Origin of the sequence: Candidatus Formimonas warabiya, assembly GCF_002777255.1 — a bacterium.
GTDB classification, from domain to species: Bacteria; Bacillota; Dehalobacteriia; order Dehalobacteriales; family Dehalobacteriaceae; genus Formimonas; species Formimonas warabiya.
In genome coordinates, this window is the sequence record NZ_CP017634.1 from 2,889,457 (window position 1) to 2,903,626 (window position 14,170).

The 14,170-nt window shown below is 50.1% G+C and carries 4 protein-coding genes; 1 reads left to right on the forward strand and 3 read right to left on the reverse strand.

What is annotated here, in order from left to right; genetic code table 11:
• Positions 1-116 precede the first annotated feature (116 nt).
• Positions 117-10,592 carry a cadherin-like beta sandwich domain-containing protein gene (locus tag DCMF_RS13335; RefSeq protein WP_148134866.1) on the reverse strand — a complete coding sequence of 3,492 codons (10,476 nt, stop codon included), beginning with the start codon at positions 10,590-10,592 and terminating at the stop codon, positions 117-119.
• Positions 10,593-10,700: 108 nt separating this feature from the next.
• Positions 10,701-11,075 carry a LytR/AlgR family response regulator transcription factor gene (locus tag DCMF_RS13340; RefSeq protein ID WP_148134867.1) on the reverse strand — a complete coding sequence of 125 codons (375 nt, stop codon included), beginning with the start codon at positions 11,073-11,075 and terminating at the stop codon, positions 10,701-10,703.
• Positions 11,076-11,306: 231 nt separating this feature from the next.
• On the opposite strand from DCMF_RS13340, the gene DCMF_RS13345 reads away from it, so the two are divergent.
• On the forward strand, positions 11,307-12,761 hold the full coding sequence (locus DCMF_RS13345; protein WP_236860051.1) for an IS1182 family transposase: 1,455 nt from the start codon (positions 11,307-11,309) through the stop codon (positions 12,759-12,761).
• Positions 12,762-13,026: 265 nt separating this feature from the next.
• On the opposite strand, the gene DCMF_RS13350 is transcribed toward DCMF_RS13345, so the two are convergent.
• Positions 13,027-14,163: a response regulator gene (locus DCMF_RS13350; RefSeq protein WP_148134868.1), complete on the reverse strand. Its 1,137-nt coding sequence runs from the start codon at positions 14,161-14,163 to the stop codon at positions 13,027-13,029.
• Between the last annotated feature and the right edge of the window lie 7 nt (positions 14,164-14,170).

Below are 14,170 nucleotides of genomic sequence, written 5' to 3' on the forward strand. Positions count from 1 at the left end.
AATTTCTGTTATCTATGGATTCAGTCTTGCTGCAAGGCCATCCAAAATATACCCCCTTGGGCTTCAGATGTGCCGCAAGGGGGTTTGCGTTTAAAAAGAATATTTATAATGTTGCTCTAAATAAGGCCGGCCTTTTTCAGCATTCTCTCGATTAAGGCGGCTACCTCGGCGCGGCTGATGTTGTCCTGAGATTTAATCCGGCCGTCGCTGCCCTGGACAATCCCGGCCTTAATACAACTGGCCACCGCATCCTGCGCCCAGTTGTCCACATTGCTGCCGTCACTGAAACGGGCCAAAACTTGAGCTGCTTCGCCGGAATTTAACTGGGTTTTTATGCCTGCTATCTGTGCAGCCTTCTCCATTATTGCCATGGCCTCTTCCCGGCTGATCTTGCGCCCGGGCTGGAATGTACCGTCGTCGTAACCGCTCAGCAATTTGTTCCCGTAGGCTATGGATACCGCATCATAGTACCAGGCGTCTTTGTTTACGTCTTTGAAGCTGGCCTGGCCGCTGCCCGGTCTCATCAGTCCCAAGCCCTTGACAATTATGGTGGCAAATTCGGCCCGGCTGATGTCCCGGTCGGGTTCAAACTTGTCCTGGTTCACCCCGTCTATTACCAGACGTGAAGCCATGTCGTTGACGGCCGTTCTGGCCCAGTGTCCTTCCACATCAGCAAAGGTTTTGGGATTGTAGATTACCGAATAAGTACTGTTGGTTAAACTGTTGATTTTGGCGTAATATTTGCCGTCTATTTCTACTATGGTGGTTGGTACATGGGAGAAAGTTCCGTCATTGTTTAATACAATTCCGGTGGTAATCTTACCGGGGTCCACTCCCTCGGGTATGACTATGGTCCTTTCCACATAACCGTTGAATTTGGATACTTCTACGCTCTTATCCCCGCTGGTGCAGGTTATGGTGAATTCCACCGGCTTAACCACCAACTGGTAGTTGTTTTTATTTACGGTGTCTTCCACTATCTTTACGGTATCTGCCGGCGGGGTGGCTATGCATATGTTTACGTTTATGTCTTTTAATTCTACTGTGCTTCCCAGCTGGTTATCAACTGCGGCGATATTAATCTGCGCTGCTGGCAGGGTGTAGGTGACCTGTCCGGTCTTGATTTCCAGTACGGCTTCTTTATCTTCCATGTTCTTTACGGTCTGCCCGTTTAACTGCCCTATCACCACATTGGCACTGCTGTTTACGGGTATGGTTACTACGGATTTATTGCCTTCACTGGCCAGCTTCTCGTTTACCTTGCTGTCATCCACCACTACGGTGGTTACGGTTCTATTATTTATGGTGGTGGTGGTGGCAGTGGCCGCGCTCTCGTTTACTCCGTTTACCTGGATGCTGACGGTGTTGCTGTCACTGCTGGTGCTGTCACTGCTGGTGCTGCCACTGCTGGTGCTGCCACCGGACTTGTGGGGGGTAGCGCTGGCTTCGTTGGAATTAGTGCTCTCTCCCTCGGAATCAATAGCCTTGACTATGAAGTAATAGATGGTTCCATTGGTTAACCCGCTGGCCTTATAACTGTATACGGAACCGGCCACTGTGGCCAGGGCTTCTCCATAGCTGCCCGAGGTGGTGCTTCGGTAAACGCTGTATGCTACGGTATCCGCCACCTCACTCCAGCTTAAATTTACGTAGCGGTTTCCGGCGGCAACGCTTAGCACCGGGGCTCCTCCTGACTTAGCCTGCGGGGTGGCCTTTACTTCATTGGAAGTGCTGCTGTCTCCTTCGCTGTCAAAACCTTTAACTATGAAGTAATAGGCGGTGCCGTTGGTCAGCCCGCTGACTTCGTAGCTGTATACGGAACCGGCCACTGTGGCCAGGGCTTCTCCATAGCTGCCCGAGGTGGTGGTCCGGTAGACGCTGTATGCTACTATGTTTTGGCTGCCGCTCCAATTCAGGGCTACTTCCTGGTCTCCGGCGGTGGCTCCGAGTGATATGCTGCCCAGGTTTTGGTTCCATTTGGCATACAGGGTTATATTGCCTGTTATGGCGGTGTTAAAGTCAAAGGCAGTGCTAAGGCTGCTGTCTGAGTACCAACCCATAAAGGTATAACCGGATTTTACCGGGTCCTGGGGTTCGCTGGCCCTGGTTCCTGATTCTATGTTCTGGCTGTTTATGCTTGAGCCGCCGTTACTGTCAAAGCTTACCGTGTAGGTCGGAGTATCGGCTGCCGCTCTGGTTACAATGATAGTGTAGGTCTTGCTGCTATTGTCCTGGGCGGTTACTTCTATGGTTATGGTGTTTTCTCCCACGCTAAGACTAATATCGCCGGAGGGGCTGCCGCTCACTACCGCGGTGCCGTTCACTTTTACCGTGGCGTGGCTTTCGTTGACGCTCGGGATTACACTCAGGCTGCTGACGCTGTTCCCCACGCTGGCCGTATAGCTGGTGGTGGCCGGGTCAAAGTCCGGGCTCAAGGTCCCTTCGCTCAAGCTCAGGCTGCTCAGGGTGACGTCCTCCGACTGGGCTGCCGCTCTGGTTACGGTTATAATGTAGGTGTTAGTGGTATTGTCCTGAGCTGTTACTTCTATGGTTATGGTGTTTTCGCCCACGTTGAGATTGACCAGGTCGCTAGCCTCCCCGCTCACTACCGCGGTGCCGTTCACTTTTACCGTGGCGTGGCTTTCGTTGACGCTCGGGGTTACACTCAGGCTGCTGACGCTGTTCCCCACGCTGGCCGTATAGCTGGTGGTGGCCGGGTCAAAGTCCGGGCTCAAGGTCCCTTCGCTCAAGCTCAGGCTGCTCAGGGTCGCATCACCCGACTGGGCCTCGGCTCTGGTTACCGTTATGGTATAGGTCTTCCTAGTATTGTCCTGGGCGGTTACTTCTATGGTTATGGTGTTTTCTCCCACGCTAAGACTAATATCACCGGAGGGGCTGCCGCTCACTACCGCAGTATCGTTCACTTTTACCGTGGCATGGCTTTCGTTGACGCTCGGGATTACGGTTATAGAATTTACGCTGTTGCCCACGCTGGCCGTATAGCCGGTGGTGGCCGGGTCAAAGTCCGGACTCAGGGTCCCTTCGCTTAGGCTCAGGCTGCTCAGGGTCGCATCACCCGACTGGGCCTCGGCTCTGGTTACCGTTATGGTATAGGTCTTCCTAGTATTGTCCTGGGCGGTTACTTCTATGGTTATGGTGTTTTCTCCCACGCTAAGACTAATATCACCGGAGGGGCTGCCGCTCACTACCGCAGTATCGTTCACTTTTACCGTGGCATGGCTTTCGTTGACGCTCGGGATTACGGTTATAGAATTTACGCTGTTGCCCACGCTGGCCGTATAGCCGGTGGTGGCCGGGTCAAAGTCCGGACTCAGGGTCCCTTCGCTTAGGCTCAGGCTGCTCAGGGTCGCATCACCCGACTGGGCCTCGGCTCTGGTTACAATGATAGTATAGGTCTTGCTGCTATTGTCCTGGGCGGTTACCTCTATGGTTATGGTGTTCTCACCCACGCTGAGGCTCACCGGGTCGCTAGCCTCCCCGCTCACTACCGCGGTGCCGTTCACTTTTACCGTGGCGTGGCTTTCGTTGACGCTCGGGGTTACGGTTATGGAGTTTACACTGTTCCCCACGCTGGCCGTATAGCCGGTGGTGGCCGGGTCGAAGTCCGGATTGAGAGTCCCTTCGCTCAGGCTCAGGCTGCTCAGGGTCGCGTCCCCCGACTGGGCCTCGGCTCTGGTTACAATGATAGTATAGGTCTTGCTGCTATTGTCCTGGGCGGTTACTTCTATGGTTATGGTATTTTCTCCCACGCTGAGGCTCACCGGGTCGCTAGCCTCCCCGCTCACTACCGCGGTGCCGTTCACTTTTACCGTGGCGTGGCTTTCGTTGACGCTCGGGATTACGGTTATGGAGTTTACACTGTTCCCTACGCTGGTCGTATAGCCGGTGGTGGCCGGATCAAAGTCCGGGCTCAGGGTCCCTTCGCTCAAGCTCATGCTGCTCAGGGTCGCGTCCCCCGACAGTGCCTCAGCTCTGGTTACGGTTATGGTGTAGGTCTTGGTGGTATTATCCTGGGCGGTTACCTCTATGGTTATGGTGTTTTCGCCCACGTTGAGATTGACCGGGTCGCTAGCCTCCCCGCTCACTACCGCAGTATCGTTCACTTTTACCGTGGCATGGCTTTCGTTGACGCTCGGGATTACGGTTATAGAGTTTACGCTGTTGTCCACGCTGGCCGTATAGCCGGTGGTGGCCGGGTCAAAGTCCGGGCTCAGGGTCCCTTCGCTCAGGCTCAGGCTGCTCAGGGTCGCGTCCCCCGACTGGGCATTCCACTTGGCATATAATGTTCTTGCTGCGGTTACGGTGTCGCTGTCAAATATCCATTCATTAATGCATTCGGCCTCCTTGTACCAGCCTTCGAAGCTGTACCCTTCCTTTACGGGGGCGCTAGGAGCGCTTATCGTGCCTCCATATACCGCGCTCTTCACATCGCTTACCGTTGTTCCTCCCTGGGAATCAAAGCTTATCGGGGCATAGTAGTCGCTGCCATACTGGTATTCATATGCTCCCATGTCTGCCGTTCCGGCGCTGCTGCTGCTTTTGTCCATTTTTCTGCCATAGCCGCTGCCGCGCAGGTCATAATCGGTAGCGGCATAGCTGTTGTCTCCGCTGTCTATACAAGGGGACTCTCCGTAGAGCATATAGGGATGGTCAGACGCCAAAGCGCTTCCCACGAATTTGGGATCAACCGCAAAGAGGTTGTCGCTGCTGGCCGGAAATCCATCTCCTGCTCCCAGGAGGTATACGTCTTCTTCCGCATCTCCAAACAGGCTGTTGTAGGCATATGGCTCGGAGTTGCTGTCAAAATATACGTTGTTGCTTTCTCCGCTGTTGCCGTAGATTATGCTGTTGTATATCCTCACATTTCCGCCCGCATATATCCCGCCTGCTCCTCCATCTTGCGCGGCTCCCTGGTTGCCGGTTATGGTGCTGTTGGCGATGAAGAGGTATGATCCCGGGTTCTCCATGCTTATTCCGCCGACTCCGCCATAGTTATCGGCGTTGGTTCCCGAGGCCTGGTTGCCGGCTACCACGCAGTTGACCAGGGACAGCCAGGTATTGATATAGGTAGCGTATAGACCGCCCGCATAATAGGCGGAATCATTGCCGTTCTGGATTTTGAGGTTTTCCAGTCTTACATTGAGTTTGTTTTCGCTGTTATTAGCGCTGTTGTCCAGGGTGATTACCCGGCAGGCATTATTGCCGTTAAGGGTAATGCCGTTATCCGGTCCTATAATGTTGACGCTTTTGTCCATTACCAGCGGTGATGCCAGGGTGATGGTTGCTCCTGCCAATGCATCCGCGAATTGTATAGTGTCTCCCTCGGTGGCGGATGCCAGCACATTCCTCAAGGTTCCTTCACCGCTATCACTGATGCTGGTTACGGTATGGGTTGCCGCCGGCTCGCACCCGGCGAACTCCGAGAAGCCGCTCAGGCCGGATATGGTAAATTTGCCGGCCACGCCATCGGTGGCCCGGCTGACTATAGTTCCTATGTCTTCCCCTATGGCTTCCCATTGGCCGGTGTAGTTGTTCCTTTTCATGAGTTGGTAGGTGTCCCAGTTAACCCCGCTCAGGCTGGAGAAGTCTATAACCATGGTATAGGTGCCGGGATTGTCGTTATCCAGAGCTTTGACTTCAAAATACAGGGATTTGACCCGCCCGCTGCCAGGTACGCCATAGAAGTTGGCTCCGGCTACACTATTGTATTTGTAGGCTCTGAAGTTGGTAGCACTTATTCCGTTGGGGAAACTTATGCTAACTCCTACTCCGGGGAAGCCCGCTCCTACTGATGCGGTGGATGAGACTCCCGTGCTGCGGTCGGCATAGACGTCGCTACTTCCGGTGAATATTTGGGTTTGTCCGCTTAATGGGTTTGATGTCAGGTAGTTTATTGTTTCCCCGCTGCCGTTGTAGGCATAGATCTTGTAATAATATTCGCTGCCGGCAGCGGCGGCCGCATCTGTAGCGCCGGGTTCTGTTCCCACATAGACAATCTGTTCATCGCCCTGGGCTCCGGCGGTATAAGCAGTTCCATCTACCGGTACAAAGATAGGCTCCGCTCCTATCTTTCTCACTACCAGGTAGCCGCTGGCAGTGGCTGGAGCTGTGAAATGCAGGTTTATGTCAGTATTGGAGTTATTGGAATAATATAGGTCGGTAGCTTGTGATTCCGGCTGATCAGCCAGTGATACGGTATAGCCGTCATCGGTGGCTGCTGTCTTGCCCCACTTGGTTATCTTGCTGTCGGCGCTGGTGATTTCTATTACTTCTATATATTTGCCATCAGCCGCTGATGCTTCAAAAGCGCTGGTTCCACTGGTGTTCTCGGTCCAATCGGCAACTGTAACAGTATCACCTACATTGGGAGCGCTCGGATCGCTGTCCACTACCCGGTAGTAGATCTTATATCCGTCGCCGGCAACCGCTGTGCTTATGGTCAGCATCACCTTACCGTTCTCCGGGGTGCTTTTGGCGGCTGTGCTGGCGGTTATGCCAGTAGCAGATACCGGGGCGGTATAGCCGTCATCGGTGACTGTAGTCTTGCCCCACTTGGTTATCTTGCTGTCGGCGCTGGTGATTTCTACTACTTCTATATATTTGCCATCAGTAGCTGATACTTCAAAAGCGCTGGTTCCGCTGCTGTTCTCAATCCAGCTGCCAACTGTAATAGTACCGCCCACATTGGGGGCGCTGGGATCGCTGCCCACCACACGGTAGTAGATCTTATAGGCATCGCCGCTGACCGCTGTACTGATGGTCAGCATCACCTTCCCATTCTCCGGGGTGCTCTTGGCGGCTACACTGGCGGTTATACCACTGGCTGCGGTGGCACCGTCGCCAACACTGTCAATTACCGGGCAGCCGTTGTTTATTGTGGCGGACTTTATTTTCCACGTTACCCCGCCTCCGCTGTTGGTATTCAGCAGTGACACAAAATCTGCTGACTGCATATAGGCTAAAGTCTCGGAGGTTGTACTGTCGGTTCCGGAGCCTACACCTTTTTTGGAGGTTGAATCCAATGTGCTTCCGTTGCTGCTTTGTACGGCATCGCTGTTCCAATAGCAGTATGATAAGGTGCCTGATTTATAATATCCGCAAAACCCGCCAATATTACCGGTGCTTCCGGTTACGCAAACATTTCCTCTAGAATATGCATTGCTTATTGTCAGTTTATCTGCTTGACCGATAAAACCTCCTGCGGAACCCGCTGCAATACTTACATCACCTGTGGCGTAACAATTTTTTACTGTGAAGTTATAGGACGTATAGCCGATAAGCCCGCCGGCATAGATTCCTGTATTGGTTCCAGTAATGCTTCCGGCGGCATAACAGCCAGTCAAAGCACCTGAACTTTGCCCAAGCAGGCCTCCCAAACACTCAGATTTACCTGTGCCTGTGACATTACCAGTGGCATAACAACCAGTCAAAGTTTGGTTATTTGTACCTGCCAATCCGCCAACATAGCTGTTAGTTCCCGTTCCAGTAACATTACCGGCGGCATAACAGCTAGTCAAAGCGCCTGAATTTTGTCCAGCCAGTCCTCCGACAAATTCTTGACCTGTACCTGCGCTGGTAACATCGCCGATGGCATAACAGCCGGTCAAAGCGCCTGAATTCCAGCCCAGCAGACCTCCCATATTGTCACCGGAACCTGTACCGGTACTTGTAACATCGCCAGTGGCATAGCAGTTGTTCATAGCTTTGTATTTCAACATGCCAATTAATCCGCCCATATAATTTTTGTTGCCATTACTGGTTACATTTCCGGTCGCATAACAGGACTCAATGGTTCCGTTTTTAATGTCGGAATAACCTATTAACCCGCCTAAATTTGAACTGTCGCTTCCCGTAACATTGCCTTTTGCATAACAATTACTATATGTAGTAGTATAGCCCCATGTGGTTGTGTCTGATCCGACCAGTCCCCCAACACTTGAACTGGAAGCGGAAGATACGTTACAATCGCTGGAACAGCCTGAAATCGTAGCAGATTCGACGGTTCCTATCAGTCCGCCTACCGTTCCACTGGCGGCGGTGCACGATATAGTCCCGGTGCTGGTGCAGTTTTGAATTGTTCCAGCACTTACCTTTCCAACTAGTCCTCCAAGTTTTGCCGCTGCGTCAGAAGTTATTTCTCCGGAAAAAGATGTGTCTGATATATTCCCAGCGCTTCCGGCCACACCGCCTATACAGGCCGAACTGCCACTGTTAATTATTTTACCTGAAACGGAACATTTCGATATGGTGGCGGTGTATTCTAGATAACCCGCAATAATACCCGCATATGCGGGATTCGACGACGAAGCAGCTTTTGTGTATATGACTGCGCCGGACATATTCAAATTTTTTATCGACCCTTTACCGGAAACATAACCGAAAAGACCTGGGCGAGTTGATGAATCCGGAGTAGCTTCACTGCCGATTACCATCCCGTAAATATTGTGTTCCTGACCATCGAAGGTGCCATTAAAATAATACATTCCCGCTGAATAGTTTCCTATTGGTACCCAAAAATGGGCGGAAAGATCAAGATCATTAGCAAGTAATACGGTTTTGTCTAAAAATCTTTCAGGGCTGGAAGATTTGTTGGTTTGGGCCGCTATCCAGGCAAGCCCTTCGGCCGTTTTCACCGTATAGGTCAAGCCATCGGCGCTGATCTCAATGTCATCAGTGCCGTTTTCGGCGTAATCCGACCAATATCCAACGCAGATAGATGGTATATTGATTTTCAACTTATTACTTAGGTTTTCCCCTTCATCTTTAACGTAAATATAGATTGCCTTGGCTCCCAACGTCAGACCGGTAAGGCTGATGGTGTTAGTACCGGTCGTACAGGCTGTGCCCGCGCCGCTGGTATCGATACCCGGCTCGTCCGCTCCGTCGTCCACTACGGTATAATAATAGACCCCGTCCTGATCTGTGCTAAATTTGACAGTAGCCTCACTGCTCGAAGTCCTGAGTGCCTTAACTTCTGCGATTGTTGCCGGCAGTTCGGCAACGATGTCAATCTTTTGAATGCCGACATTTCCTGCCAAATCTTTAACAGCGATATAAATATCCTTGGCACTGCCGTCAGTCAAGTCGGTGACTGTTAATGTGGTTTCAGCCGCCGTACAGCTTACCCCTGTGCCGCTGGTATCAACATCCGGCGCAGCCGCCCCGTCGTCTACCACCTTATAATAGTAACTGCCCGCCTCGCTGGGGGTAAATTTTATAACCGCGGTCGAATCAAGGGTGCGTACGACAGTCCCCGCAGTTATCGTCGGCGCTATGCCATCCACAGTAGTTATGTTCCCGCTGGTTACCGCGGTAACCGTAAGGCCGGCATTGCCGGAAGCATCCGAAAAATTGCTGATACTCAGGGATGAGCCGCTCACTCCCGCCGCCACCGTATACGTAGCCGTCCAGTTGGTACCGCTTCCGGTTACGGTGGCTGCCTGCCCGGCGATAGCTACAGTAGGAGCGCTGGTTATATCTTCATTTGATACAATGGTTACCGTAACGATGTCGCCGACTTTAGCCCTGGTGTTATCATTGGTGTTGTTGGAGCTCATGGTTACAGTTGTCAGCATTGGGGCAACCGTATCCGGGTATGAGAAAGTCGGATAATCGCTGGTTACCTGCTTCCATGAGCATGCGCCGCTGTCGGCGTCAGCTATATGGTTGTTTAAGGTGGTGACAAAATCCGCTTTTTTCATATTAGCTGCTGTGTAGGTCGCACAACCCGTCGCCGATACGCTGCTTCTTCCAATAATAGTGCTATTGGTTGTATACAGATATTTGGCAGTGCCGTCATTAAACCCGATCACGCCGCCGACATAGGTATATTGTGTTAATGTTGTATAGCTGACAGCAGAGGTGGAATAGCAGTTGATAACATTTGAAGTGCCTTTTGCCCATCCGACTATGCCGCCGGTATAGTAGAGCCCGGCTACTGTTCCCCTTGAATAACAGTTGGCTATCGTTCCCCAGTTCATACCGGCTATTCCACCGGTGTATATATCATTAGCCACAATATTAATATTGGTAAAGCAGTTGAGTACTTTACTGCCGCTTTCGATTTCTCCGACCAGTCCTCCCAGATTGGCGGTATTTCCGGCTGAATTGGTCAGTGTTCCGGCGAGGCCAAGGTCTTTCACGGTACCGTTTAATTTGTTCCCCCATGCGTCTTCCCCGCCGCCTAAATTGCATATAAAGCCGATAGCTCCATTATATAAATCAAAGCTCGTTGACAAAGGCACGTTTAAATTCAAATTGTTGACTGTTTTGCCGGACCCATCCAGGGTTCCGTAAAAATAAAAAAGCGGTGTCGTCAAGGTTTGATTGTTCATGTCAATATCCGCGATAATTTTATAATAAGAGGCTGAATAATTTGCGGCCGACATAAAATAGGCCAGCTGCCCGGGGGTTTCAATAAGGTAGGGATTACTTGCGCCGCCGTCCCCGCCGGCAAAGGATGTAGCTACAGTTCCATCCCAGCCTGCTGCTTTAACCCCAATAGGATTGATGGCGCAAACCAGCACCATAATCAAAAGTGCAATCATCCATGACAATAATTTTTTATTCAATATTATCCTACCTCCCCTTTACTAATAAAGTTGCAACCGTTTTAATGCACAATTTAAAAAACGGTTGTTTTTTTACAAACTTACAATTGGTTCCATTGTACAAAAAGCCTAACCGGCTCTCGCCAGGACCTCGATAAAGCGGTCATAATCCAGGGGATCCAGCAGATAATCCACTGCCCTCAGTTCCCAGGCCAGGGTGGTATAATCCTGGTTTTTGCAGATAAAAACTATCTTGGCCAACTCATCCATGGCTCTGATTCTTCGTGCGGCTGATAAACCGTTAAGGTCCGGCCGGCCCACTCTGATGAAAACCATTCCCGGCCGCTCCCGCCGATAGGCGTCCAGCATCATTTCAGACTGGGTATAAACCTCGGTATAGCTGATGTAATCAAGTTCCTGCAGATAGCTTTGCATTTTTTTAAGTGTTGGCTGCTCCGTGTCCAGTATGAGAATTCTGATTCCGGCACCTCCTTCCTCGCCCAAGCGAAGGCTAACACCGTTCCGGATATATTTTTTTTATCTTACAGCATGGCTCTGAATTCATTCTGAATTTTTACATAAATTTACAAATCCCGCAAACACAGTATAAACAAGGGCACTGAAAAAGTCCATTCGCATAAGCGGGATGGATTTTTTCATATATTTTTGGTATAATTATGCATAGAAAGAAAGGATGGATGGGAGCGGGAGAGAATGCTGAGGGACAACAGTCAAATGCAATTGTCCTTGTCACCATATCAAGGGCTTTATGATATCGTGGTTCCCCAAGAACACCTGTTGCGAAAAATCAAAGAGCATATAGATTTCAGCTTTGTGAATCCCATGTTGCGGAAACAGTATTGTGAAAACTTCGGGCGCCCGGCTAAGGAGCCGGAGATGATGTTCAAGCTGATGTTTTTGAAAAAAATGTACGATTTGTCTGACGAAAAGCTAATAAGTGGCGCGCAGACCGACATGGCATACAAATACTTTCTGGATTTAGACCCAGAAGCTGAAATGATAGATCCAAGTTTGCTCACAAAATTTCGCAAGACCCGCATTACAGAAGATATTTTGGAAGATATGCTAAGAGAAACCATACGGCAAGGGATAGAAAAAGGAATCATCAAATCCACAGCGATCATAGTGGATTCTACCCATACAAACTCGGCGGCACGGCCCAAAACGGTCACACAGGTACTGAGAGAACTTAGCAAACAATTCCGCAGAAAGATTTACCGTGAGATGATAGAGCTTTCCGAAAAGTTTCCGGAAAAGCCAAGCGAAACCGCAGAATTGGCGGAGGAAATCGAATATACATACCACTTGCTTGAAAATGTCAAAGAGGACATACTGCAAAGCGAGAAAATTTCGCTGATTGAACTGTATGAGCGCATTAAGGAATTGCTGGACACACAGCGTATTCGTGAAATACGTTCCAAAAACGATGAGGATGCCCGCTTTGGGCACAAAACGGCAACCAGTACATTTTTCGGTTATAAAAGCCATCTGGCTATGAGCGAAGAGCGGATCATAACAGGCATTGAAGTCACACACGGTGGAGAAGCGGATTGCAAGCAACTTCCGGCACTACTTGAAAAATCCCAAAACAATGGTGTTGAGGTTAAGGAAATTATTGGCGACATGGCGTATGTCAGCGAAGATAACCTTGATACTTGCGAAGAAGACGGCGTGATGCTTTTCGCTAAAACGAATTCCGCTGTGGCGGCTGCTGCCGCCTCGTCGCTGGATGAAGGTTTTTCTTTCAACAAAGATGCCGGATTGTTACAATGTCCGGCAGGGGAATTGGCTATGCGTGTTGAAAAAAGGGCCGCAGAGAATGGGAATACCTATTTGAGATATGTGTTTAGCAAAGTCAAGTGCCGAAAATGCCCGCTATGGGAGCAGTGCCGTGTTGGGAAATCAAAAGCGAAAGAACGGAGTTACAGCATCACGCAGCCGAACGAGAAAAACCGCCTAAGACTTGAATTTGAAGCCGGTGAATACTTCCGTGAACGGCTGAAAATCCGGCACCGTATTGAAGAAAAAAACGGTGAAATGAAAGTGGCGCACGGTCTTGGCAAAGCCGATTCCGTGGGGCTTGACGCCATGCGATTACAAACGTATTTTACAGCGTTTGTGGTAAATGTGAAGCGGATAGTTAAGCTTTCCGCACTAAATCCGGCCTGATTGGGGCTGCTTTTTTATTTCAAGCGAAACCCAACAAATTTTCCGCTTATTCCTACGAAAATTACAACGCATATTTATGCACTGAGAAATCCCCGTCTCTAAAAACGGGGATTTTTCAGTGCCCTTTATAAACCGTGGTTTGCGGGATTTAATCGCTGAACTGATATATATTCAGATGTTTTTTTCTAATAATTAAGATTACCTTAACATAATACTGCCGGCCATTCCTGCCGGGAATATTCAATCAACGGGATCGGATGCTTCGTTATGACTGTTGCTTTCTTCTGGAATAGCGGCGATAAAAAACCTGATACTTTTCTTCAGGTTCCACCTGCAGCTCTTTCTCCAGCATTTGGGCATATATCTCGTATTGCCGGCAATACCGGGCGGCTTTGGAGGGCTGCATGTAGAGATCCAGCAAGGCCTGATGCGCAGCTTCTGACCACGGATTGATTTCCAGCAACCTTTTCAGGTGGCGTTCGGCTCCACTGTTTTGACCCCGTGCCTGATAATAAGCCGACAACTGGAACAACAATGCTTCAAAACGTCTATCCAGCCAGTTCCACGTCTCCATTACCCATATATAATCTTCTCCACCCAGAAACGGTCCTTGATAGCTCTCAATCAGATGCTCCGCCGCCTGTACATTCCCTGCATCCAGGAACGCATGGGTATTTATGAAGTTTACAAAATCGATGTAATCACAAATGCCCGGTGCTACCTCCAAAGTATAGCTTTCCCGGATGAGCAAATGGGAACGGTCAACGCCAAAACTTTCCAGCATATTGCGCAGGTTGTAAACGGTAACATGCAAATGATTAATGGTTTTTTTATCCTCAACCCCTTCAAACAACACATCAATCAGTTCTTTGCGGCTGACTTCCCGTCCAAAGTGAACAATGAGGTAGGCAAACAGTTCTCTCATTTTGCGGTTGGTTAGCTTCATTATCTCTCTGGTTTCACCCTCCCGGGAAAGCTCCAGCTTGCCAAAACAACGCAGCGATATGGTACTTTGTTTGCGGCTGCCGGTCTGCCGTAGCCTGTGCTGTTGCAGCATGTGCCGGATGGTTTGATGAAAACGATCTTCATCAACCGGCTTTAGTATGTAATCCAGTGGGTAGGTGCGGAAGGCTTCCAGGGAAAATTCCGCATGAGCGGTAACGAACACGATAACAACGCCCTGATAAAGTTCTTGCAGCTTAAGCGCCAGTTCAATACCGTTTATATTGGGCATATCGATATCTAAAAAAACCACATCCGGTTTATCTTGTTCCATTTTTTTCATGGCCTCCAGCGGATTTTTAAACATTCCGCCGACGGCCAGTTCCGGGTAGCCTCGCAGCAAATACCCCAATTCCTGCAAGGCCGGCAGCTCATCATCAATAATATAAACCTGCAGCATCCGCCAT

Coding starts and splice junctions, on each gene's coding strand:
- DCMF_RS13345 (WP_236860051.1), top strand. CDS start 11,307: ATGCAATTGTCCTTGTCACCATATCAAGGGCTTTATGATATCGTGGTT.
- DCMF_RS13350 (WP_148134868.1), bottom strand. CDS start 14,163: ATGCTGCAGGTTTATATTATTGATGATGAGCTGCCGGCCTTGCAGGAA.